General features: G+C 35.3%; 20 protein-coding genes. 10 read left to right on the top strand and 10 right to left on the bottom strand.

Annotated elements, in window-relative coordinates:
- Nucleotides 1–36: 36 nt before the first annotated feature.
- On the top strand, nt 37–537 hold the full coding sequence (locus DAY19_RS06430) for a hypothetical protein (protein WP_133296903.1): 501 nt from the start codon (nt 37–39) through the stop codon (nt 535–537).
- On the opposite strand, the gene DAY19_RS06425 is transcribed toward DAY19_RS06430, so the two are convergent.
- Both DAY19_RS06425 and DAY19_RS06420 read right to left on the bottom strand, forming a co-directional pair.
- Nucleotides 538–1,452: a GNAT family N-acetyltransferase gene (locus DAY19_RS06425; RefSeq protein WP_114706377.1), complete on the bottom strand. Its 915-nt coding sequence runs from the start codon at nt 1,450–1,452 to the stop codon at nt 538–540.
- Nucleotides 1,442–2,377 carry a UbiA prenyltransferase family protein gene (locus DAY19_RS06420; RefSeq protein ID WP_114706376.1) on the bottom strand — a complete coding sequence of 312 codons (936 nt, stop codon included), beginning with the start codon at nt 2,375–2,377 and terminating at the stop codon, nt 1,442–1,444. The genes DAY19_RS06425 and DAY19_RS06420 overlap by 11 nt, the downstream gene beginning before the upstream one ends.
- Before the next feature lie 63 nt (nt 2,378–2,440).
- Between DAY19_RS06420 and DAY19_RS06415 the strand changes: the two genes are divergently transcribed.
- Nucleotides 2,441–3,478, top strand: coding sequence for a DUF3419 family protein (locus DAY19_RS06415; RefSeq protein WP_120404572.1), 1,038 nt, complete (start codon nt 2,441–2,443; stop codon nt 3,476–3,478).
- A 27-nt stretch (nt 3,479–3,505) separates the two neighbouring features.
- On the opposite strand, the gene DAY19_RS06410 is transcribed toward DAY19_RS06415, so the two are convergent.
- Nucleotides 3,506–6,169: a PEP/pyruvate-binding domain-containing protein gene (locus DAY19_RS06410; protein WP_114706374.1), complete on the bottom strand. Its 2,664-nt coding sequence runs from the start codon at nt 6,167–6,169 to the stop codon at nt 3,506–3,508.
- Between the two features lie 47 nt (nt 6,170–6,216).
- On the opposite strand from DAY19_RS06410, the gene DAY19_RS06405 reads away from it, so the two are divergent.
- Nucleotides 6,217–7,776 (top strand): AMP-binding protein, encoded by a 1,560-nt coding sequence (locus DAY19_RS06405; protein ID WP_114706373.1) that lies wholly within the window; start codon nt 6,217–6,219, stop codon nt 7,774–7,776.
- Between the two features lie 50 nt (nt 7,777–7,826).
- On the opposite strand, the gene DAY19_RS06400 is transcribed toward DAY19_RS06405, so the two are convergent.
- Nucleotides 7,827–8,624, bottom strand: coding sequence for a phosphatase domain-containing protein (locus tag DAY19_RS06400; RefSeq protein ID WP_114706372.1), 798 nt, complete (start codon nt 8,622–8,624; stop codon nt 7,827–7,829).
- A 58-nt stretch (nt 8,625–8,682) separates the two neighbouring features.
- Nucleotides 8,683–9,165 (bottom strand): hypothetical protein, encoded by a 483-nt coding sequence (locus DAY19_RS06395; protein WP_114706371.1) that lies wholly within the window; start codon nt 9,163–9,165, stop codon nt 8,683–8,685.
- Nucleotides 9,166–9,310: 145 nt separating this feature from the next.
- On the opposite strand from DAY19_RS06395, the gene DAY19_RS06390 reads away from it, so the two are divergent.
- The 4 genes from DAY19_RS06390 to DAY19_RS06375 all read left to right on the top strand — a co-directional run bounded on the left by DAY19_RS06390 (nt 9,311) and on the right by DAY19_RS06375 (nt 14,188).
- Entirely contained in the window at nt 9,311–10,411 is a 1,101-nt protein-coding gene (locus tag DAY19_RS06390) for a cysteine desulfurase family protein (RefSeq protein ID WP_114706370.1), read from the top strand.
- An 8-nt stretch (nt 10,412–10,419) separates the two neighbouring features.
- Nucleotides 10,420–11,610: a tRNA uracil 4-sulfurtransferase ThiI gene (gene thiI, locus DAY19_RS06385; protein WP_114706369.1), complete on the top strand. Its 1,191-nt coding sequence runs from the start codon at nt 10,420–10,422 to the stop codon at nt 11,608–11,610.
- Nucleotides 11,611–11,723: 113 nt separating this feature from the next.
- A complete protein-coding gene (locus DAY19_RS06380) occupies nt 11,724–13,922 on the top strand; it encodes a carboxy terminal-processing peptidase (RefSeq protein ID WP_114706368.1) in 2,199 nt (732 codons plus the stop codon).
- A 20-nt stretch (nt 13,923–13,942) separates the two neighbouring features.
- A complete protein-coding gene (locus DAY19_RS06375) occupies nt 13,943–14,188 on the top strand; it encodes a hypothetical protein (RefSeq protein ID WP_114706367.1) in 246 nt (81 codons plus the stop codon).
- A 234-nt stretch (nt 14,189–14,422) separates the two neighbouring features.
- Here DAY19_RS06375 and DAY19_RS06370 read toward each other — a convergent pair whose 3' ends face one another.
- The 3 genes from DAY19_RS06370 to DAY19_RS06360 all read right to left on the bottom strand — a co-directional run bounded on the left by DAY19_RS06370 (nt 14,423) and on the right by DAY19_RS06360 (nt 18,214).
- Nucleotides 14,423–15,523: a type IV pilus twitching motility protein PilT gene (locus DAY19_RS06370; protein WP_114706366.1), complete on the bottom strand. Its 1,101-nt coding sequence runs from the start codon at nt 15,521–15,523 to the stop codon at nt 14,423–14,425.
- Nucleotides 15,524–15,623: 100 nt separating this feature from the next.
- A complete protein-coding gene (locus tag DAY19_RS06365) occupies nt 15,624–17,267 on the bottom strand; it encodes an amidohydrolase family protein (protein WP_114706365.1) in 1,644 nt (547 codons plus the stop codon).
- A gap of 14 nt (nt 17,268–17,281) precedes the next feature.
- A complete protein-coding gene (locus tag DAY19_RS06360; protein ID WP_114706364.1) occupies nt 17,282–18,214 on the bottom strand; it encodes a J domain-containing protein in 933 nt (310 codons plus the stop codon).
- 56 nt (nt 18,215–18,270) lie between these two features.
- On the opposite strand from DAY19_RS06360, the gene DAY19_RS06355 reads away from it, so the two are divergent.
- The 3 genes from DAY19_RS06355 (at nt 18,271) to DAY19_RS06345 (ending at nt 22,013) form a co-directional block, all read left to right on the top strand.
- Nucleotides 18,271–19,269 (top strand): enolase C-terminal domain-like protein, encoded by a 999-nt coding sequence (locus DAY19_RS06355; RefSeq protein ID WP_114706363.1) that lies wholly within the window; start codon nt 18,271–18,273, stop codon nt 19,267–19,269.
- Nucleotides 19,270–19,365: 96 nt separating this feature from the next.
- The gene (locus tag DAY19_RS06350) at nt 19,366–20,838 is read left to right on the top strand and encodes a lytic transglycosylase (RefSeq protein WP_114706362.1); all 1,473 of its coding nucleotides are present in this window, start codon (nt 19,366–19,368) and stop codon (nt 20,836–20,838) included.
- Between the two features lie 44 nt (nt 20,839–20,882).
- Nucleotides 20,883–22,013 (top strand): glycosyltransferase family 4 protein, encoded by a 1,131-nt coding sequence (locus DAY19_RS06345; protein ID WP_114706361.1) that lies wholly within the window; start codon nt 20,883–20,885, stop codon nt 22,011–22,013.
- Between the two features lie 11 nt (nt 22,014–22,024).
- Here DAY19_RS06345 and DAY19_RS06340 read toward each other — a convergent pair whose 3' ends face one another.
- Together DAY19_RS06340 and DAY19_RS06335 are read right to left on the bottom strand one after the other, a co-directional pair.
- Nucleotides 22,025–22,426, bottom strand: a complete 402-nt coding sequence (locus DAY19_RS06340) for an ExbD/TolR family protein (RefSeq protein WP_114706360.1) — start codon at nt 22,424–22,426, stop codon at nt 22,025–22,027.
- Nucleotides 22,423–22,938: a MotA/TolQ/ExbB proton channel family protein gene (locus DAY19_RS06335; RefSeq protein ID WP_114706359.1), complete on the bottom strand. Its 516-nt coding sequence runs from the start codon at nt 22,936–22,938 to the stop codon at nt 22,423–22,425. Before DAY19_RS06335 ends, DAY19_RS06340 begins: the two co-directional genes overlap by 4 nt.
- Between the last annotated feature and the right edge of the window lie 207 nt (nt 22,939–23,145).

Below are 23,145 nucleotides of genomic sequence, written 5' to 3'. Positions count from 1 at the left end.
AAAATATTTATGATTATTGAATTTTATAACTACTTAATGACGCAACTGAAAGGGTTCATTCCTGTAGGAAGCTATACAGAGAAAGTATTACTACTTCTCATTGTCACCATAGCTGCGTTGATCTGGTTGAAGTTAATAACTTACTGTTTAAAAAAGTTTATTGATGAGAGAGCAAAAGAGAAGAGTATGGATATTGAGATGACATTAGATGGTGATTTGAAAATGACAGAGCCCGCACTTAAGGATTTCAATATTCGTCCTTGTCCAAGTTGCGGGAAGCGCACAATCTCTTGGATGCATGCAATAAAAAGGCCTCAGACTTGTGGGAATTGCACAAGACGATTTGTCGGTGTTATTCCTGAAAGTAAGAATCGATTCTGCTTTTGTCTTGCTATGATCAGTATCCTAGTGGGGGTGTTCTTACTATCGATACAAAGTGTATCAAGTAAAATTAGCTTTCTTGTGGCAATTGTTGGCCTTCTAATATTCTTTCTTTATAGGCTATGGCCAAAAAAACTTGTTGAAGTTAAAGACTAATCAAAGACTAAATAAGTGATAATGGCGATCCTTTTGTGAAATATCCTTAGCAAAAAGTGATGGTAGATTTCCCTCTCGCATAAGACAGAGAAATGCCTGGTCGTAGTTTTGACGTACTTGAGGAATTATTTCTTTAAGTAAGTAGATAAAGCTTAGCCCCATATGGCGATGATCTGGATGAACTCCCATCGTTTTTATAAGAAGTCTCTTTCGGTCAGCGGCCGTGATATCAATGAAGTTTAAAATTATTCCCACTATTTGTTGGTTGTCTTTTGAAACGAGACAGCGAGAAGTAAATGGACAGATAAGTCCCGCTGCTTGTTCTCCATACTTTGCTTTAAAAGTCTCAAATGAAAGGGTTGAATAAGCTAGATTTTCTCCAAAGACTTGATCTGCACTTTTATAAAAGCGTTCGATATTATCCATCCAGTACTTTGTATCAATGACTTGGAGAGTGTATTGATCTTTCATGACACTATCATCGATTTCATCAAATTGCTTTGACCAGTCTAAGAGCTTTTCAAAGTCATTAATTTCATACGTTAGATAACTTTCAAAGATTTCACCATGTGACTTTAATAATTGATAAAGCTCAGCCTCGTATGGTGGCTCCATTAGGTGATGGGGAAGGTCTTCATTTTCTTTTAAGCGATATGTATTATAAGTTGAAAAATTTAATGGCCCTACAATCTTCTCACTTTGATGCTTGGTCTTATATTCTCTGGCAGCATCAATGAAGTCATTATTAAGCTTACCTTGGCAGAATCCAAAATAGGCCTTGTTATCAATTAGGAAAAAGACAGCGCTTGAGTCATCATCACTAAATTGCTCAATGCTTGAGATGGAATCATTGTCTTTAAAGAGTTCAAATTCCTGTTTATGTTGAATTGATAGGCCTTCTAAATTAATTTCCATACATACCTACTAGTAGTGCAACGTAGAGAAGAAGAGCAAAGAGTCCAAATGATTTTTCATTCTTCTTTCTTCCATCTAGGCTAGGTTTCTTTAAAAACTTTAAAAGAGTTGACTGTGCTGCTGCAAAGCCAGCTATTCCCATTCCTACAGTAACACCACGAAGGTTAGGGATAAGTGTTGTGAAATATAGAAAACAGGCAAGTGTAATAATATTCATTATTGAGATAATGAGCACACTTCCACCAATGCCGTAGATTTTTGTATAAGAATCAAGAGTTTCGCTTTCTTCTTCTGGACCTCTTGTCTTTCTTGTAATTTCGTAAGAAAAGCCTGAAGTTAAGGCCATGACGAGAACAATAATAGAATAAGTTTCAAATTGAGGAACCTGCCACTTTGTTGAAAAGATCCAAATTATGATAAGAGGAGAGACCAGCATGTGAGAGAAAGAATAAAGAGTTAGTCTTTTTTCAAGCCAGCTTCCAACAAAGAACTCCTTTGCCATAAGAACGGACCAAATATAGACGATCCCGTAGCAAATAAGACTTAAATAATTATTTGAGATTAACAATGAAAAGCTCACACAGATGACAGTGAAGATGGCGGCCATGATATCGAGATGCCAGAGCTTTATAAGTCCTCTTTGAAGTGCTCTTTCTGGATGATTGATACAATCAATTTCAAAGTCCTTGTGCTCATCAAAGACTCTTAAAATATAATAGTGTCCAATTACTGCAACGGCTCCAAGAAGATCCATTACGACAAAATCGAGACTTTGATCAGTTAGAAAGAGTGCGATACGAGACATTACAAAATATGTAATGATACCTGAGATAACATTATCGATTGGAAATCTTTCCTGTGACCAAGCGAAGTATCTCTTTAAAAATGAATCTTCCATTGTAATGTGACTAATGTCTTTACTCATACACCCTCATTTGAATTTATTTTCTTAATATCATTATATAATGAAAACATTTATAATTGGACTATGGCGAAATATTTTACTGATAAACTTAATTATTCATTAGCTAACGAAGACATTGAGCTAGAGGCCAATATTTGTAAAAAGTTGAAGCCCAAGAGCATTGGTTCTATTTGTGGAGCAGGACCTCGCGGTCTCTACTTATTACCTCAAACTGGCTGTCAGCTCGATTTATTCGATGTCTCAGAGATTCAGATTGAATGGGCGAGGGCCTATGAGAAGGCCATTTGTGAGCTAGATGAAGTAAGCTTTCTTCGTGCTTATCACGATGATTCATCGATTTTAAAGAGTATTGGAATAAATATTGAGCTTCACGATATTCTTGATAGTAATGAAATTGCTGCCCTGGCCGGAAGTTGGGAGAAAACTTTTCTTAAGTTTTCTAAACTTGCCAGAAAGATTCTTGGCCACAAACTTATTCGCCAGTTAAAGAATTGCCAAAGTATAGAAGAGCAGAAATATATCATCACTTCAACTTCGTTTAGCGTGCGCTGGACGGTGGTTTTGGCCATTGTTGGTAATAAGGCCATGATGAATTCTTTACTTTATAGTGGGGATTTTATTAAAAAGAACTTGAAAGAAAGTTATGTGAAATTCTATCGTTCACGCTTTGCCCGACTTTTTTCTACAACTTTGATAAAGGATAATTTCTTCCTAAGTCTATGTCTGTTTGGTGAAGTAACGTTGACGAATACGCCTCTTAGGTGTCGAAGCTTCAATGGCCTTCAAACAAGTGTAAAAGAATCTGAAATACATTATCAAATAGGTGATATCGTCTCTACTTTATCAAATGGCGAAAAACAATATGATTATTTTTCATATTCTGATGTTCCAAGTTATTTTGATGATGAGCTTGGAAATAACTTTATTCAAAAGGCCAAGCCTTCAATTAAAGTTGGTGGAGTAATTTGTGTTCGCTACTATCTAAGAGTATTTGAGCCTGATCTTGCAGGCTTTGAGGATATTACAGATCAATTTTCTTCAGAGATTAAAAATGAGAAGGTTGGTGTTTATAATATTAAACTTTATCGAAGAATCGCATAATAAAAAAAGGACCTAGTTAGGTCCTTTTTATTTTACTATCTTTACAATTCCTCTTTCACAATCCATTTCAATTTCATCACCATTTTCAATAATTTTAGTGATGCCTGGTATACCTACAATTGTTGGTATCTTTAACTCTCTTGCAATGACTGCTGAGTGAGATAAAGTTGAGCCTTTCTCAACTAATAGGCCCTTGATCGAAGGAAAGAGCGGGGCCCATCCTGGGTCTGTTCTAACTGTACAAAGGATTTTATCATTTACATCAATTCCTTCATCAGGCTTAAAAAGTAGGGCGACTTCACCATTGATCTGTCCAGGATAGCAACCAATACCTTTTAGGGCACCATCTGGATCGATTTCTGTGTGTCCTTCATAGATAAAGTCATTACCAGCATGTACGAAACCAAAAGTTTTAAAGTGATGTCCTGGCTCATCATTTTCATATGACTCGTACTCGGCCTTTCTAAGTTCAATTAAGTCTTTTAATCGTGTTTGCACAATCCTTGCATCTTTTAATTCTTCAATTTCACTTAAAGTTAAAAAGAAAATATCTTCTGGTGAATTAATAAGCTCAAAAGAGGCCATTTGATTTCCCATTTCTCGATAAATTTGACGGGAAATACCAAATGATTTTGTACGAAGTAGTCTTGTATTTTCGCGGTAGCGAATCGCCTTACGTAGCTTTGCAAGGTCCTTATAGAAGCGCTTTCTTGCAAAGAATGATAATTTCTTTTTTACAACAGGAGCAACTTTCTTTTCTTCACTTTCTCTTAATTCGACTTCGCCAGCAATGAAGGTTTCATATCCTAAGCTCTTTTTAACGACATAATTCTTTAAAATATTTATTAAGAAACTTGGATCTTCACGTAGAGAAAGACTTTCAAGTTTTAATTCTCCAATTGTACGATCACCAAAGGCCTCAATATAATCTAAGCACATTTGATAAACCTTCTTATCATTCAAATAGATAAAGTCTAAGACATTCTTATTTTCAACTTTAAGAAATTCATCAATAAGAGTATTGTCCCACTTTTTTATCTCATCACTTATTTTTAGTAATTCCTTAGTTGGCTGTGTTGAAGCAATATCAGACTCACCAGAGAGGAGATTTCCTAGAACAAGATCTGGATTTTCATAGCCTAATTTATCCATCCAACGATACATCTTTCCATTCATCATCATAACGTAGAAGTCATTGATGAGAGGGGCATGCCATTTTTCAGTGATTTTCTGATCCAGCTCTTCAGTTAGATCGTAGAGCTGTGTAAGGTTAAGACGATTAAGCTTTGAAAAGTCGATTTTATTATATACTTCGTAGAAGCCATCCATAAAATCAGCAACGACCTTATCTATTTTAGAAAAATACCACAGTAGGCTACCAAAAGATTTAATCATATTTGGTATCATGGCCATGCGCTGGGAAAATGAAAGGTCCTTATCTTCGATAAAGTCGACTGGATCTGTAATTCCCATCATCTTTTCCATATCACCTTTTGATTGTTTAAAAGATGGAAGTAGTAAAAGGCCTTTGTACCATGATTGAATATTATAAAAGACGCGCCCATTGATAAGCGCAATCATATTCTTATGTCGTTTTTCGTGTTTCTTTAGTTCTTTCTCGCTTAGCCCCGTTAGACCTAGAAGTTGATGATAAACCTTGAAGTACATTTTAGATGCATATGAGAAAGTAAGGGGAGTTGTAACACCATTAAAAGATTCTTGAATATTTGAGTTATCAAAGACATTCATAAATTCATGTCTTTTATCCATAGGTAAAGAGGTAATATCTCTTGTTTGTACTATGTAGATTTCACCATCTTGAATACAAAACTCTATATCTTGAGGCTTCTTTTTAATTTTAAGGATAGAAAAGGCAAGTTCTCTAATTGCTCTTATTTCATCATGAGATAAGACCGGTGATTTAACTTCATCTTTTTCTACATCGATTTTCTTTGTGGTCTTATTTTCAAAGTCAGCGATGATCTTGAAATCTTTTTCTCTAATTTCACTTTTAATCACGTCGCGATCATCAATAGTGAATTCATCAGTATTACATTCACCACTTACAACACCTTCACCTTGACCGAAGTTTGCTGAAATTAGCATTTCATCTCTGTGCCCATTTATAGGGTTTGCAGTAAAGAGAACACCCGACTTTTGAGGATCAATCATTTCTTGAATGATAACGGCCATCTTGGGTGTTGTATGATGAATATTATTCTTAAATCGATATGTAAGTGCAGTTAGTGAAAAGTTACTTTTAAAGCAGTTTCGAATGGCCTGAGCGATTCTATCTTTACCTTGGACGTAGAGGAATGACTCCAGTTGTCCTGCAAATGAGAAATGACTTCCATCTTCATCAGCTGCAGAACTTCTTATAGCGTAGTGGAGCTCTCCATTAACATGGGCCATGACATCTTCAATTATATCAATTTCACATTTATCAATTTCACTATAAATGGCCGCGATCAATTGCTTTAGTGAGTCGAGATTTTCTAATCTTGTATAATCATCAATAAGACTCTTTAGCTTATCATTTTTGTCAATCAATGTTTGAAAATAATGAGTAGAGAGACAAAACCAATCAGGGGTCTGTACTTTACACTTCTCAAGTTTAGCTAAATTAAAAGCCTTTCCACCAATGTCATTCGTTGTTGCAAGCAATGCTTGCGATTTCGTTAATAGATACATTTCCTACCCAACATTACTTTTTAATAGATTTCATTTAATATTATCATATGAAAAAAATTGAGGATATAAGGAAAACTCTGGGGTACTCGGGGATACCAATAAATGGCTGCCATTATTTAGACGAGCATTTTCGCTCTCAGTTAAATAAGCGCTGTCTTGTTTATCAAGGCCAAGATCTTAATTATGAAGACTTCATGAAAGAAGTTGGAGCATGGATCAAGACACTAGAGTCTCAAGGCCTAAAGAAAGGGGATCGCATAATTGTTATTATGCCTCTTCGACTGGAACTCTATCAACTCATGTGTGCTATTTTTTATTTGGGACTAGTTGTGGTGTCTGTTGATTCTACAATGCCTAAAGAGAAGTTAAAGCAGGCCCTCGTGGATGCTAATGCACAGGCAATCATTTCAGTAAAAGAGCTTCTCAAGTGGACACCTTTTCTACCAGCTCTTTGGAAGATGAAGCGTTTTACTTTTGATCAAAGTTGTCTTTTTTCAACTCAATTAACTAAGATAAAAGAAGATCCAACATTGGAGTTTAAACAAGTTCCTCTCCAATCAGATGCTCCGGTTCTTATTTCTTTTACAAGTGGCTCAACAGGAAGGCCTAAGGCCGCAAATCGAAGTCTTGATATCTTTTTATCCCAAAAAATAGTATCTGAATATTTTTGGCTTCACAAAGACGATGAAGTGGATATGCCATTTTTTCCAACTCTTGTTCTGCAGAATTTAGGACTTGGAATAACCACAATCTTTCCTGATATGGACTTTAGAAAAATTAGAGAGTTTGAACCTGAAAGAGTTGTAAAACAAATGAATCAATATGGTGTTACGCGCTTTAGTGCTACTCCTATGATCATTAAAAAACTTGCCAAGTACATAAGTGAAAATGAGATAAAAATTCCAAGCCTTAGAAGTATTATCATCGGTGGGGCAGAGATAACGACAAAGGATGCAAGTATTGTCTTAAATGCCTTTAAGTCAGCTTCTTCACAAGTTGAAATCCATATCATTTATGGCTCAACTGAAGTGGAACCTATAAGTTTCACTCCTATTGATGAGTATATTAACAATGATGGTGTGGGGCTTAGACTCGGTCAAGTCATCGATGTTTTAGATGTAGAAATTAAAGAAGTTGATAATGCCTTTGACTTTAATCAAGATGTGCAGTGGGGTGAGATATGTTTAAGTGGGCCCCATGTAATTAAAGAATATATTGATAATCATCCAGCAAATAAAACCACAAAGCATAGAGATGAGAACGGGACTCTTTGGCATTTAACTGGGGATGTGGGTTATCTTAAAGATAATAAAATTTATCTCTTAGGAAGATTAAAAGATTGTCTGAAGATAGATGAAAAATTAATTCCTACATTTCATCTTGAAAATGAATTGGCCAAAGTTGATGGAATCTCTCGTGTTGCATTTGTTCAAGTTGATACAAAGGTCTTATGTCTTGTCGAGGGACAGGAGAGCTCAAAAGACGCTGTAGGTGAATTTATTGCCAAGTGGAACTTAGGAAATGTTGAGATTCGTTTTGGAGAAGTTCCTGTTGATACGAGACACTTTTCAAGAGTTAATCGAAATGAGATTCGAAGCTTTTTATAAGGAAATGGATAAAAAGCTTCGAATCACTATTTTAGTCCCTGCTCACAGGACTAATATTTATTACAGATATAATTAATTTTCTTTGTTAGCTTACTTGGTAGAGTACTTCTAAAGATCGACCAGAAACTTCTTTTGTGTCCACGACAACGAAGCCATGCTGGTATGTACATTGGTCCATCATCATCTACATTTGTTTCTCTCATAAAGTCTTTTAGGTGGAGATCAAGAAGTTCCTGAGAGTCTCTTTTTTCAATGACATCTCTTTGATACAGATTGTCTGCAATTTCAAATGGTGTCACAAAACTTCTTTGGTCTGGATAAAGAGCATTGCTCTCGTCAAAGTGGTATGCAGCTCTAATATACGTATAGAATTTAACTTCTGGATACTCTTGAGCAATATCGTGATAGAAAGTATTGTCATGCTCTCCGTTATCACCAACTAGAATTACATTTTTCGGATCTTCTCTTTCAATTAATTCTCTTAGCCTTTGTGCTTTAAATACTTTAGTTGATACCTTAATTGGCCTAATCTCAAGACTTCCTTGTGGAAAGTCACCAAGATATAAAAGAGTTGAATGAGACCACTTCATTAATTCTTCTGGAGCATTTGTAAGATAGTAAACTTCTGCTCCAGTTCGATCCTTAATAATATGATAAAGATCTGCCATTCCTAGAAAGATATTATTGACCTTGAATGCATTCTTTACGGTATCGATCTTATCTCTGATATGACCAATTTTAATTGTATCGTCGATATCAGAAATTAGGATTGTCTCAGCTGCAAGCCCTGCAGTTGAGAAAGTGGAAATAAGAAGTGTAAGTATCGAATTTTGAATAAGTTTCTTCATGATTTGATGTTAGGAAATTAAATCCTCAAAATCATGACGCATAGCTAATTTTTGAACATTATACAGAGATTTCGTTAAAGTTTTCCATCCAAGTGGCAAATTGCTTACAATTTCGCACCTCTAGGGTCTTTAAAATATAGAGTTTTTTATGTCCGTTAAAGCTTAGAATCTCGCCGCGGGCCTTAAGCTCCTTTAATCTTTCTAATTCTTTAAAGTGCTCAATATTTCGGTAATCACAGGTACTAATTGTTTCTGTGGTAAGTTTCTTCTTTTCTAATAATTCACTTTCTAGCTCTTTTAATAGCTTTAATTGGTCTCGGTTTAGCTCATTTTTCATGAGATTAAGCTGCTCTAAATACTGCTCTCCATTTGAAAGACTTCTCTTTGCTAATGTTCCCATTCCGCGTGAAGTAAGCCTTGAGAACTCCTCAAGATTTGCTTGCGTATTGTAGAGATAACGACTTGCCAGTGCCGCTTGTGAAGCGTTTGAACTAAAGTGGTAGACTCCAATTAATATGAGTAAGAAGTAACGTATTTTCATACTAAATAATATGCAACGACGATGCCAATTTCACAGGGGTGATGAGACGGGGTTTCAGGGCCTTAGGCCGTTTATTTTATGGACAGTGTCTAAAAATATCGTTATTTAGGGTACTTAGTTTTTATTTCGTGTTATAAGGCATCTTATGTATTATTTCGATCACGCGGCCTCCACAAAGCTTTATCCAGAAGTTGTGGAAGTGCTATCTAAGAGTTTTGAATTAGATTACCCAAATCCTGCGGCCAAGCACGCAGCTGGAAAGGCCTGCGCTAAAAAAATCGAAAATGCCCGCCAAGAAATCTTAAAAGGTTTAGGACTTTCTGGAGAGGGACAATTTGAAATCATTTTTACTTCTTCTGCTACGGAGTCAAATAACCAGGTTATTAGAAGTATTGAGGATGGGATTGTCTACCTTGCTGGAGATCATCCATCTGTTACTAAGGTTATTGATGGTGGTGAAGGCCTAAGATCAATAGATGAAATTGTTGATGCCGTTAATGACACGACAAAGCTCGTTTGCATAAGCCTTGTCAATTCTCAGTCTGGACAATTATTTGATGTAGAATCAATTACCCAAAAAGTAAAAGAGAAGAATAAGAGTTGTCTTGTTCATGTTGATGCCACTCAAGGCTTTGGTAAAGTTCCATTCACTCTTAAGAATTCACAAATTGATTTTGTATCATTCGGGGCCCATAAAATGGGAGGTCCGCGCGGTATCGCTGGGCTAATTTATCGCTCAAGTCTAAGTGAAAAACTTAAGCGCTACTTACGAGGTGGTGGACACGAAAAGGGGCTACGAGCCTCAACTCCAGCGACTTCACTTATCTTAGCACTTGCTAAAGCATGCGAGCTTTCCTTTGCTGACTTAGATAAGAATATGGCCCGAGTTAGTGAGCTAAAAGAAGAAATAAAAACGAAGCTAGCTTCGTTTCACAATAATATCAGTTATCCATTTGAAGAGCGTAATACTTCTCCTTATATTTTGTGTGTTCAATTTGCAGGTATTGCAAGTGACGTTCTAATGCGCCATTTAGAAATGAAGCAAATTATGATCTCTTCTTCAACTGCATGTTCGGCAAAGATAAAGGGAAAGAATCCTTTATTTGTAGGCCTTGGTATTGATGAGAAATATCATAAGAATATCCTTCGTATCTCATTAGGTAAGTCCACGACGAAAGAAGAGGTGGATGCAATGTTAGATGGATTTAAGCAAGTGATAGATGAAATTGGTTTTTTAATTAAGTAGGACTAAATATGTATAAGAGTTTAATTTTAACTGTTGATGAATTATGGCTAAAGGGAAAGAATCGCAAGAATTACTATCGTAAGCTGCAATCAAATCTTTCACCAATCTTTAGTAAGTTTCATCACACGAGTTGGAAATTAAAGAATAATCAACAAAGACTTGTTGTAGAAAGTGAGGAGCCATTTAGCGATGAGCTAATTGATCGTCTTCGTTGGGTTCCAGGGTTAAGTTCTGTTACTCCAATGAGAAGCTGTCCACTTGATCTTGATTATGTTTGTGAGCTGGCCGTTAAAGAAATTGGTGCCCTTGAAAATGTAAAAACATTTAAAGTTCATACTAAAAGAGCATTAAAACAATTTCCTAAAAATAGTGATGAAATTAATCGCTACATGGCCACGGCCTTATTAAAAAATACTGATCTTAAAGTTGATGTTCGCAATCCAGATATCATGGTTGATATAAAAATCATGAATGAAGAAATCTATCTCTCATGGGAGAAGATTCCTTGTGTTGGTGGACTTCCTGTTGGAACAAGTGGTCACGGCGTGACACTTCTTTCTGGTGGGATCGATTCTCCTGTTGCTTCATATATGATGGCACGACGTGGAATGAGACAAACTTTCGCATTTTTCTGGGCCTATCCTTATGTGGGTGAAGAAGTAAAAGATAAGATTATTGAACTTGGTAAGAGTCTATCTCGTTTTCAAAATGATGGAATCAAACTCTATGTCCTTCCTTTTGGTGATATTCAAAACTATCTTGCAAAACATTGTAAAGAAGATTACCGCACATTATTTTTTAGAAAGTTAATGATGGATGCATCGGCCTATCTAGCAAGGAGAGTAAAGGCAAATGCTCTCGTTATGGGAGATGCGCTTGCTCAAGTTTCGAGTCAAACAATTCATAATATGAGTGTACTTGATCGTTCTTGTCCGATGTTAACACTAAGGCCTTTAGTAGGTATGAATAAAATTGATATTATCTCTTATGCAAAAGAAATTGGAACTTTCGAGACATCGATTATTCCACATGATGATGCGTGTTCTATGTTTGCGCCAAAGCACCCAGTGATTAAAGCAGATATAAAATACTTTATGGAATTTATGGAAGAGCACGATATGCATCAACTGATTAGAGATTGTGTCAATAATGCTGAAGTGTATCGCTATGACATTGAAGGGAACTTTACACAAAAATGACATTCGCTAATGGGCGAGTAATTTATTCCTGATATATTGTCCTTTCATAAACTAATAAGAAGCTTTAAAATAGAGGTTAGGAACTACCTAATTTTATTAGAATCGGAGCTTCAATGCACAAGAAATTAAGAACTACTTTTGGCCTAGTATTAGGTCTTGCCTTGTTGTCAACGCCACTTGCGCTTCATGCAGAGAATGGCCTTTTTAGTATCAATAAAGATCAAGTCTTAGGAAATCGTTTAATCGAAGTCCTTGAGCAACTTCATTATAAAAAGTTGAAAGTTAATAACGACTTATCAAAAAATGCTTTTCAAGAATTCATTAAGAAAATAGATTTCTCTAAGCAATTCCTATACAAGTCTGATGTCAAAAAACTTGAAAAATATGAACTTCTTATGGACGATGAAATGCGTTCTGGAAATTATAAGTTAGTTCTGGATGCCATGAAGATTAAGGTTGATCGAATCAACCAAGCAGACGAGTTACGTAAGAAGCTTTTTAAGGAAAATAAGTTTAACTTCAGAGGAAATGAAGTTATTGAACTTGACCCTGAAAAAAGACACTTTGCAAAGGATAAGAGTGAGTTTGAAAAGAACTGGCGCTTAACTTTCAAGCAATCGGTAATGGCACGTTATATTTCTATCAAAGAAGATCAAGAAGATCTTAAAAATGGAAAAAATAAGAAAGATAAAGATAAAAAAGAAAAGAAATCAAAAAAGAAGCTAGAGTCTGAAAAAATCTTAACGGAAAAAGAAATTCTAGCTAAGGCACATGAAGCAATTGATAAAAAATACCGTCTCTATTTTGAAAGACTATTAAAAGAGAGACGTGAAGATTATATGGAAATTTTTTATAACTCAATTGGTGCTGTATTTGATCCACATACGGCCTACCTAGCTCCAAAGAAGAAAGAAGATTTTGATATTGATATGTCAGGTCAACTTGAAGGGATTGGTGCCGTTTTATCTGAAGATGAAGGATATATCAAAGTTGTTGAGATCGTTCCTGGTGGAGCAGCTTGGCGTCAAAAAGAACTTGAAGTTGATGATCTTATTCTTGCTGTAAGTGAAGGTGATTCAAAAGAAGAGCCTGTTGATCTCGTAGGGATGAGAGTTGACGATGCTGTTCGCTATATTAGAGGTAAGAAAGGAACTGTTGTTCGCCTACACGTTAAAAAAGCAGACGGAACAAGAAAGACAATTGGTATTACTCGTGATGTTGTAAAGATCGGAGCTTCATTTGCTAAGTCTTCTGTTCTTGAACTTGATGGTGTTAAAGGTAAGTATGGTTATATCAATGTTCCAAAATTCTATCGTGAATTCAATGGAACAATTAATTGTACAGACGATGTTAGGGCCGAAATTAAGAGACTTAAGAAACAGAAGGTTAATGGAATTATTCTTGATCTTAGAAATAATGGTGGTGGAGCTTTAACTGATGCACAATTAATGTCTGGGCTATTTATTAAGAAGGGTCCAATTGTTCAAACGAAGAACTATATGCACCAAGTAGAAACACTTGCTGATACAGATCCTGAGGTTGAATATGATGGGCCATTAATTGTTATGGTTAACCGTTACTCTGCTTCGGCATCTGAAATTCTAGCAGCAGCAATGCAAGATTATAAAAGAGCTGTCGTAGTTGGTGGTGAAGTTACTCACGGTAAAGGTACAGTACAAGTTGTTTACAACCTTGATCAAGGCCTTGATAAAATGCTTGGTGAGAAGTTTGGTGCTCTAAAGCTTACAATCCAAAAGTTCTATCGTATAACAGGTGGTTCAACTCAATATAAGGGTGTAACTCCTGATATCGTAATACCAGATCCAATGGCCTACGCTGAAAATCGTGAGCAAGATCTAACTTATTCACTTAAGTGGGATCAAATTAAGCCTAAGAAGTTTCAAAAGTGGACGAAGCATCAGTATGATCTTAAGAAACTAATTTCTAATTCTAAAAAGCGTGTTGCTAAGAATGATCGCTTACAAAAAGTACAAGAAAGTGTTGATTATTTAAGAAAAAGACGTAAAGATACAAAGCTTAAGCTAAACATCGATTCGTGGATGAAAGAAGAAGAAGCGAATAAGAAGAAGCTTGAAGAATTAAAATTAGATGAAGAAAATACGAAGCTTACTATCACTCACTTTGAAGAGTCATTAAAGTCTCATGAAACTGTTAAGAAAGGTGAAGAGAAGCAGTGGAAGGACGACTTTAAGCAACGTAAGGAAGAGTGGGTATCATCTCTTCGTAAGGATGCTGGACTTGAAGAGGCGATCCATATCATGCGTGATATGATCGATCAGCTAAAGAAGTAAGAATCGATTAAGGAAGAAAAATGAACTTAAAGGACTTAATAGATAATCAAGATATGAATAAGGTAATGGAAGTGCTCGAGAATATGGAAGATGAGCAACTTTCAGTTGAGCTTCTAAAAAAGTTTAATGATCGTACCAAGGAGTTAGGGGAGTTGATCATGAATCAGGATCCAAAACTTGATCACGGACATTGGAAGGCCCAGTGTGATGACGCTAAAAAGGCCGTAGAAGAAGTCGTAAAAGAAATATTTTCATATCAGAAATAACTATTTCAGGTTAAATGAAGTAAAACTTTCAATAAAAAAATATATTTATAATTAACTAAGGCCAAGTTCTCGTAACTTGGCCTTTTAGTTTTTATTAGCACTAATTTTGCGCACTTAAAAAAAAACGAAAAGTAACGAATAATAAGTACCATGTAAGTCTTTTCTTACTATCCTCACATCAAGTTAGTCTAATTTTGTTAGACGGATTGGCCCTGGCCCCCACCGGGGCCTTTCTTATTTTGTAAGCATAAGTTTTCTCATAAAGTCACCGGCGCTTCGAACCTCTTTAGATGCATCTTCTTCAGTGATATATCCACGCTCCAAAAGAGTGAAGATTGCTTGATCAAAACTTTCACAAGGAATGTCACCAGAGTTTGTTCCACCATTTTCAATAATTGATAGAATTCGGTCAATTGGTTCATCGCCTCGAATACATTCTTTTACACCTGGTCCTGTTACCATAATTTCTTGAGCAACACGCACACCATTTGGTGATTTTTTTGATTTAATCATTCTCTGTGAAATCGTTGAATAAAGAGCGTCAGATAGGCGCTTTCTTGCCTCTGTTTGCTCATCTGATGAGAACATTGAAATAATACGACTTATTGTTGAGATGGCATCTGTCGTGTGAACAGTTGCTAGAACGAGATGTCCAGTTTCAGCTGCCTTAAGAGCAATCTCAACAGACTTTTGATCCCTGAGTTCACCAAGTAAGATAATATCTGGATCCTGTCTGAGAGCAAATTTTAAACCGTCTTCAAAGTTTTCTGTGTCGATTCCAACTTCTCTTTGAGTAATACGAGACTTTTTTTGAGTATGGATAAATTCAATTGGGTCTTCAATGGTAATGATATGTTTGGCCCTTTTTGAATTAATATAATCAATCATACTGGCCAGGGTTGTAGATTTACCGGATCCTGTTGCACCAGTTACTAAAATTAGGCCTCGCTTGGCCCTTATAATTTGTTTTAAAGAATCACTAAGTCCTAGTTCTTTAAATGATGGAATTTCTTTTTTTACAACTCGTAAAACGATTCCATTTTTATTATTGTAGCGAAAGTAATTAAAGCGCAATCGACATATGTCTTCAAAGTCCACTGCACCATCAAGATCTTTTATATCTTCAAGATTTCCAATTTGTTTATTATCTTTTGTAAGTAGTCTTAGAATGTCGAGAACACTTTCTGTTGTTAAAGTCTTATTGGACTTTACTGAAACCATATCGCCATTAATTCGAAAACAAGGCGTCTCTTCAGCACGGATATGAATATCACTGGCATTATTATCAATTGCCACATTTACTAGTGATTTAAAATGAGAGAATTCAAAACCCATCGCTTTCTTCCTAAAGTCTAAATAATCTGTCTAAACACTTGTCGGAAAACCGCGTAGAAAAGTTTAGTATTATTTAACATTTCAGTAGTTTAGCGTGGATTTAGCTAGCGTACCTTTTTCTCATCTCCCACAGGAGGTTACTAATATAAGGCCTTCTGGTCTCTTTTGTTGTGAGCATCAGAAGCTTGGTGATTTTTAGGTTATTTGCATCAGAGTAGAGAAGAATAAGCATCTCTCTAATGAAGTCAGTGGATAAGGTTATGTAATTATCTGTTCCAACACCTAAGTTTACACCTTTCTTCTCCCACCAAGAAAATGGGTGGTCCTTAAAATCTGGAAAAGCTCCAGTAAGCTTTAAGTTTGAAGAGGGAAGTGCAACGAGAGAGACTCGTTTTTGAATAATTCGGTTTAGAATATCATGTTGATAGTGCTCAACTTCACGAGCGTTATGAAATTTAGTTTTTAAAAATAGCGTGATATCTTCTTCACTTAAAAGCTCTCCTTTTAAAAGCTTCTCTTTTACATGGGCCGCATCTTGTTCCCATTCCATCTCTTCAAGTTCTAATCCTTGAATTGATTTCGCATCAATTGGCTGATGCTTGCTATTAACCTCTATGATTCGTTGAAAGAGTCTATGATAGTAGTAATTAGGATTGATCCCAAGACTTAGTCCATGCTCAAGTGTATCGATATGCCAAATATTCATCGCATTATCAACGGACTGGATACCTTTTTTAAGAGTTAGCCATGTCTCCCCATGGTGAGAACGAATCTTTAGTCCACGATATTGTAGCTTTCTTAAACCACTTTTAAGCTCTTTGAAATGCGCCTTTCTATAAAGGGCCTTCTCATCACCAACGGTATCAATTTCAACTAAGTTTTCTTTTAAGTATGGATACTTTTCTAAAAGCTCAAGTAGGGCGTCAACTTGATGCTCAAAGTGATCTTTCTTTGTTTTAAAATTATCATTATCAAAGAAATTTAATTCCTTTCTAAACGAAGGTGAGAGGATAAATTTAAAGCTTGGAACCTCTTGTTGAAATTTCTTAAAGCCCTCATAAAGTCCTAGAACAACATCCTCTTCTGTTACTTCTTTAATGCCTGGAATTTGTTCTGAGTCCATTTTTGAGGCACGAGAAAGCGTGAATTTAAGTCGAATACTTCCCACATTATAATTTTCATAAAGTTCTTTTGCCATGTGATAGGCAGCATCTTTATGTGCCTTCTTATTTGTTAGAATGAGTTTTGCAAGAAATAGGATTCTTAAATATGTCGCAAATTGCTCGCCTTCTTTTAGGCGTATGAGATTATCAACGTCTTCAACACTCTCAATTGGGATAGCATCTTTTCCATAAACGGCCTTAATCCTCTTTTCATAAATGGCCTTATTTTTACCGTTTAATAGTTTTTTCAATCGAGGATATATGAACTCTGCATTGAGTGATCCTGTTAAGTGGATATGTTCTTCATAATATGGCAGTGGAAATTTTTTAAAGAAGTTAAAGACAGCATCAGATACCGGATGATTCAAAACTGTTTCAATATCAACTTCGTCAATTTGAAAAGAAGAAAGAAGCTTCATAAATTCCAAAACTGGTTTTTCCAGTAACTGATTATCGCGAATACTTGGAGAGTGAGCCAATAGCTCAAGAGTATCACTTAATGAGATTCCATTTGTCTCACTGATAATCTTGATGAGCTCTTTTTCAATACTGCTAATAATCTGTTCTTTTTTCTTTTGCATAATCTTCTCTTTTATTACTTATAAAGCTTTTGAATTAAATTAAAATTTTCTCTAAGCCTATCGTCGATGGCCTGTGATTTTAAATCTCCATGCCATTTATCTGGATGATAGATCTGCACTAATTTCTTATATTTCTTTTTTCGGTCACTCTCACTAAGATTATTAAATTCCTTTTCTAATTTCTCAGTTTTTAGAGGAAGTAGTGGATATAATTGATCAAACGTTTTATTTAGGCCACTAATCAAATCCCTGTACAAAATAGGGGACTCTTTTATGGAATCGATTGCTTCAGCGCTGATATAACTCTCTATTAACTTGATCTTGGCCTTTGTGTCTTTGATTGCAGCTAAATTCAATATAAGAAGCAATTGGTTTTGATCAGCAAAGCGCTTACTCTTTATTTGATTAATATGCCTGAAAACAAATAAAGTTGATGCTAGGCTTAGAAAGCTTTGTTTGTCTATTTTTCCACCATTTAACTTTTTCAATGATAGTAGAGTTTCTTTATTATATATTGATTTGATAAATTGATTTATTCCTTCGCTTGCGCTTTTATCAATTATTTCAAAGTCATTTTCAATTTGATTTAGTATTTTCTTTGCTTCTTGAAAATCACCCCATTGCATTGAAGAATTCATTCCCTCAAAGAACTGCTCATCTTCTGGTGAAGAAAATAAGTCTTTTTCTTTAAAATATGAAAGGAATGATCTCTCCTTTGGGCCTTGTCCTGGTTGTCCTTTAACTCCTTGTGCTCCACCTGACATGGACATTCTTTCGATCTTTCTTTTAACCATTTCATCAAATTCTTCTTTTGAATGTGACTTCTTTTTTGGTCTATTTGAATTAAAGATACTATCAAGAATATCTTTAAAAAGTGGGGCCAGGGTATATAGGACAACAATGGCAATAAATGCTAGTGTGATATTTGAAATTATTTTTGGTAACATACTTTTGTCTTATTAGTTATCAATATACTTATTATTTTAAAGCTTTAGGTCACAATATGGAATGGGCAATAGATACTCAACTCGTAACACTAACAAAACCTTGGAAGATTTCAGGGGCAGAAGTTAATGCAAAACAAATTATTTATGTCACATTGAAAAATGGGCAATACATTGGTCGAGGTGAAGTTAGCTATGGATCTAAAGAAGACATAGATGTGGATTCATTAAGATTAGAACTTGATGAATTTGCTCGTGATTATGAAAATCACAGTGTTGTTCAATTTAATGAATTAAACCTATATTTAGATCAGTACGACTTTCAAACGCCTAGACTTAGACTAGGAATTGAAACGGCCTTTCTTGATTATCTTGTTAGGGCCACTGACTTATCTCCTTGGAAGATTCTAGGAACAAATACTGTAAAAAGTGTTAGCTCACTTGAGTCATTGCCTGTTTTTTCAACTCTTGAAGAAGGCGAGAAGCTTGTAAAAGAAGCACAAACAGATGGTGTATTAAAACTTAAAATAACTAAAGAAACTTTTCCTACGCAAGTCGAGTTAATAAATACGTCTGCTAGAACTTTTGTTCTTGATGCAAATGAATCTTATGAAGCTGATGCAGAGCTTGTTTTAGAACATCTTGCTTTAATTAAAGGGGATAATGTCCTCTTTATTGAGCAACCGCTGTATCGCTCTGAATTTGGTGGCTATCGTAAGCTAAAAGAGGAATCTCCAATTGATATCTTTTTAGATGAAGGAATTGAAGATCATCGCTATCTCGATTCATTTAAGGACCTATGTCATGGTGTTGTCTTAAAGGTTTCAAAGGCAAATAGCCTTATGAAGTGCTTTTCTCAACTGCAACAAGCAAAGAAGCTAGAGCTTAAAACGATGCTTGGCTGTATGGTAGAGTCAACTGTTGGAATTTCATCGTTATTCAATATTGCCTATGGTTTTGATTACTATGATTTTGATGGTTTCACTAAAATTAAAGATGAGTCAGATCCTCAGGTAATTTGGGAAAATGGAAAAGTCTTTTTGTCTAATATGAATTAAATTCCCCCTCGAAAAATTAGGGTGTTCATTTAAAATAATAGGACAAGTTGTTTTATTATTTTATAACACATTTTTGAGCACGAAATTTGAGGGCCCATGAAAAAAATCAATATCTTACTACCACTAATTATTCTTGTATCTTGCGCGAACGTTAAACCTAAATACACTAAAGGTATTGACCACGAAAAAGTAGAACAACCGAGTGTTGTTTATAAAGAAGTTGTAAAATATAAAGAAAAAGAATTAGAAAGCCTTAAGTCTTACACCATCAATAATATGGATAGGCTAGAGCTACACTATCATAAGAAGCACTTTGACTTTTGGGTAAAATATTTTACTGAAAAACAAAGAGATCTTTTTATTCGTTATGTAAATAACGGAGCTAAGTATAGAAATGTTATCGAAAAAATTATGCGCTCACATGGACTACCGGAAGACTTATTCTTCGTAGGACTTATTGAATCAGGTTATAATACTTTTATCAAATCAAAAGCAGCTGCTGTGGGACCTTGGCAATTTATTAAGGCCACTGGTAAAAGATATAAGCTAAGAGTTGATAGCTATGTTGATGAAAGAACTCATATCATTAAATCAACAGAAGCTGCTGCCCAATACTTTAAAGACCTTTATAATATTTTTGGTTCATGGGAACTTGCCTTAGTTGCTTATAATAAAGGTGAGTACGGGATTATTCGCTCTATCAGAAAGGGAAAGACTCGTGATTATATGAAATTAGTTTCAAGAAAGTTAATTCCAACTGAAACAATTTATTATGTTCCAAAAGTTGCGGCCGTAAGAGAAATTTATAATAATCCTGAAAAATACGGAATCAAGATTACTGAGTCGAAAGATAGTCCGTTTGAAAAAGTAAAGGCCCATCGTGTATCGAGTTCATTTAACCTTTATAAATTTGCAAAAGCTCGCGGGATTTCTGCCAAAACATTAAAAGTATTAAATCCTGATCTTAAGAGAAAGTGGATTAAAGTAAATCGTAGACGTGCTCAAGATATCTTCTTACCTTCAAGTAACTTCACAGACTATAAGTCACTTGCTGAATATGAGACTCGTAAGTATTTAAAGGGATCAGCATCAAGCTCATCTAAAACAGCTGGTGTTTACCGAGTAAGAAGAGGTGATAACCTAAGTACGATTGCAAGCCGTCTAGGAGTTAGAGTTTCTGATTTAAAGAGAATCAATGGAATTAGAGGGTCTAAGATTCTTGTTGGACAAAGGCTTAAGTATTCAACTCGTGGTGAAATGGTTACTCACCGTGTAAGAAGAGGTGATAACTTAATTGAGATCGCTAGACGCTACGGTGTTTCAGTTAGAAGTATTAAGTCACTAAATGGCCTTCGTTCAAGTAAGATCTTTATTGGTCAAAAGCTTAAGATCGCTTCTAATAATGCAAAAAGAGTTGCTCTTAAAAAGTATCGTGTTAGACGCGGTGACAATCTAACTGCAATTGCTCGTAAATTTAAAACTTCTATAAGAAAGATCAAGAAAGTTAATAGTATTAGAGGAAGTGCTTTATATGCTGGTCAGGTTATTAAAGTACCAAGTGAGGGATAGGCAAATAGCTTGTCTTCCCTTAAGCCGGGCCTTATACTGTAAAGATGAAAATTGGATTCGATGCTAAAAGAGCATTTCATAACTTTCGTGGACTAGGGAATTATTCTAGAGATTTAATTGCAAGTTTAAGTCGCTATCACACAGAACATTCATATTACTTATTTACGCCAGACTTTAATGACGATAGGGCCATTCATTGGCTCGATCAATACAATAACCTTAATGTTGTTAGGCCTAAAGATTTTGTTTCACGTAAGTTTCCAGCTTCATGGCGTTCATTTAAAGTTGCCCAAGAGGCCAAGGATTTAGAATTAGATATCTTTCACGGCTTAAGTCACGAACTCCCTCAAGGTATAGAGAAAACAGGAATCAAGACAGTAGTAACAATACATGATCTATTATTCTTACGTTTTCCTCAAAACTTTAAATGGCTTGATCGCCAGGTTTATTTAAAAAAAATTAAGTATGCTACAGAAGTTGCAGATGTGGTAATTGCAATCTGTGAACAAACTAAAACGGACTTAATTAATTATCTCGGTTGTCCGGCCGAAAAAATTCGTGTCGTTTACCAAACTTGTAATCCACGTTTTTATTCGCCAATACCTGTTGAAAAACAAGTGGCAACAGTGGAGCGTTACGGAATCCACGATAAATTCATTCTCTATGTTGGTGCAATTGAGCCAAATAAAAATACCATGACGTTGGTTAAGGCCTACGCTGATCTTAAGAAATCAATTAATCACAAACTCGTTATTGTTGGAAATGGCGGTAAGTATAAGAAGCAGGTTGAAAGCTATATTCATTCAAAGGGACTTGAAGATAGAGTTATTATCCTTTCAAATGTGACCAATGATGATCTTCCTGCCTTCTATCAACGTAGTGATCTTTTTTGTTTTCCATCTTTCTTTGAAGGATTTGGAATTCCAATTATTGAAGCATTATTTTCAAAGACACCAGTTATTACGTCTAAAGGATCTGTCTTTCCAGAAGCTGGTGGCCCAAATACGATTTATGTTGATCCAAATAACAAACAAGAGTTAAGTGAGCAGATTAGCAATGTGTTAACTAATCATGATCTTGCTTTTGAGATGGTTGAAATGGGCCGTAACTTTGTTGAAAAATTTCATCGTCGTCAAACGGCCCAGAACTTAGTTGATCTTTATAATTCTCTATAATTCTTTATTATCTACTTTTCAGTAATAAGTGAAAGATTTGTAAGACTGTACTTCTTTAAGACATCAAGAATCTTTACAAGTCTTGCATACTGAACTTCTTTATCTACTCGAAGATCAATAGGCTTATTCTTATCCTTAATTGCTGCCAGTTTTTCGTCAAGCTCATCCACTGTAAATTTCTTTCCAGCAATGGCCACTTCTTCTTTTGATAATTCTATTGTTAAAACTTTAGAGTCTTGGGAAGCTTTCTCTCCAGACTCTGTCTTAGGTAGATTTAACAGTAGCGCTAATTCTGACTTTTTAAAGACAGTTGAAGTCATAAAGAAAATAAGAAGGAGGAAGACAACATCAATTAAGGGGGTGATATCCGCGCTTGCTTCTTGTCTTGTTCTTTTTTTACTTCTGGAACTCATAGAATTTTTTCCATAATTTCTTGTTCTAATTTTGATTCTAATTTATCCACACTTCCTAGTAGGTAGTTGTGACCAACAAAGTGAGGAATTGCGACAATCATCCCACCAACTGTTGTAATAAGGGCCATTGAGATACCTTGAGCAAATGATGCTGGATTTGATAATCCTGTTTGAGACATTACGTGGAAGGCCTTCAATACACCAACAACGGTACCAAGTAGTCCAAGTAGTGGAGAGATTGTTGCAATAATCTTAACTGTATTTAGACCCTTTTCTGCACCCATAACGTGACCAGCTAGATACTGCTTTGCAATTTCGATTTTTGACGTTGCATCCTTTTCTCCAACATCAGTAATTCTTTTTTGAATGTCACTTGATGTTTGAGAAGTCATCTTCATCTCCACAGAGAGAAAGTATGCCTTAGATAACATAATTGCCCATCCAACAATATTGATGAATAGTAGAATGTACATAATCAATCCACCTTGCTGGATATATTCGTATAAGCGCATTAAAACTCCTTCTAATTTAATAAATGTAACTATCTAATTTTATGATAAATATGGTGTCATGAGAACACTAAAATATGATCTATTTCATACACCTTTCAAACAATTTATTACTTTAAATCTTTTTGACAAAAACCTAACATAAAACAGATTTCAAAAAAGATGAGAGTGCTATTATGTATTTGTAGAGATAAATAGGAAAAAACAAAC

Source organism: Halobacteriovorax vibrionivorans (genome assembly GCF_003346865.1).
Lineage (GTDB): Bacteria > Bdellovibrionota > Bacteriovoracia > Bacteriovoracales > Bacteriovoracaceae > Halobacteriovorax_A > Halobacteriovorax_A vibrionivorans.
Note: the sequence above shows the minus strand (reverse complement) of the source record. Positions and strands in the feature narration are given on the sequence as shown.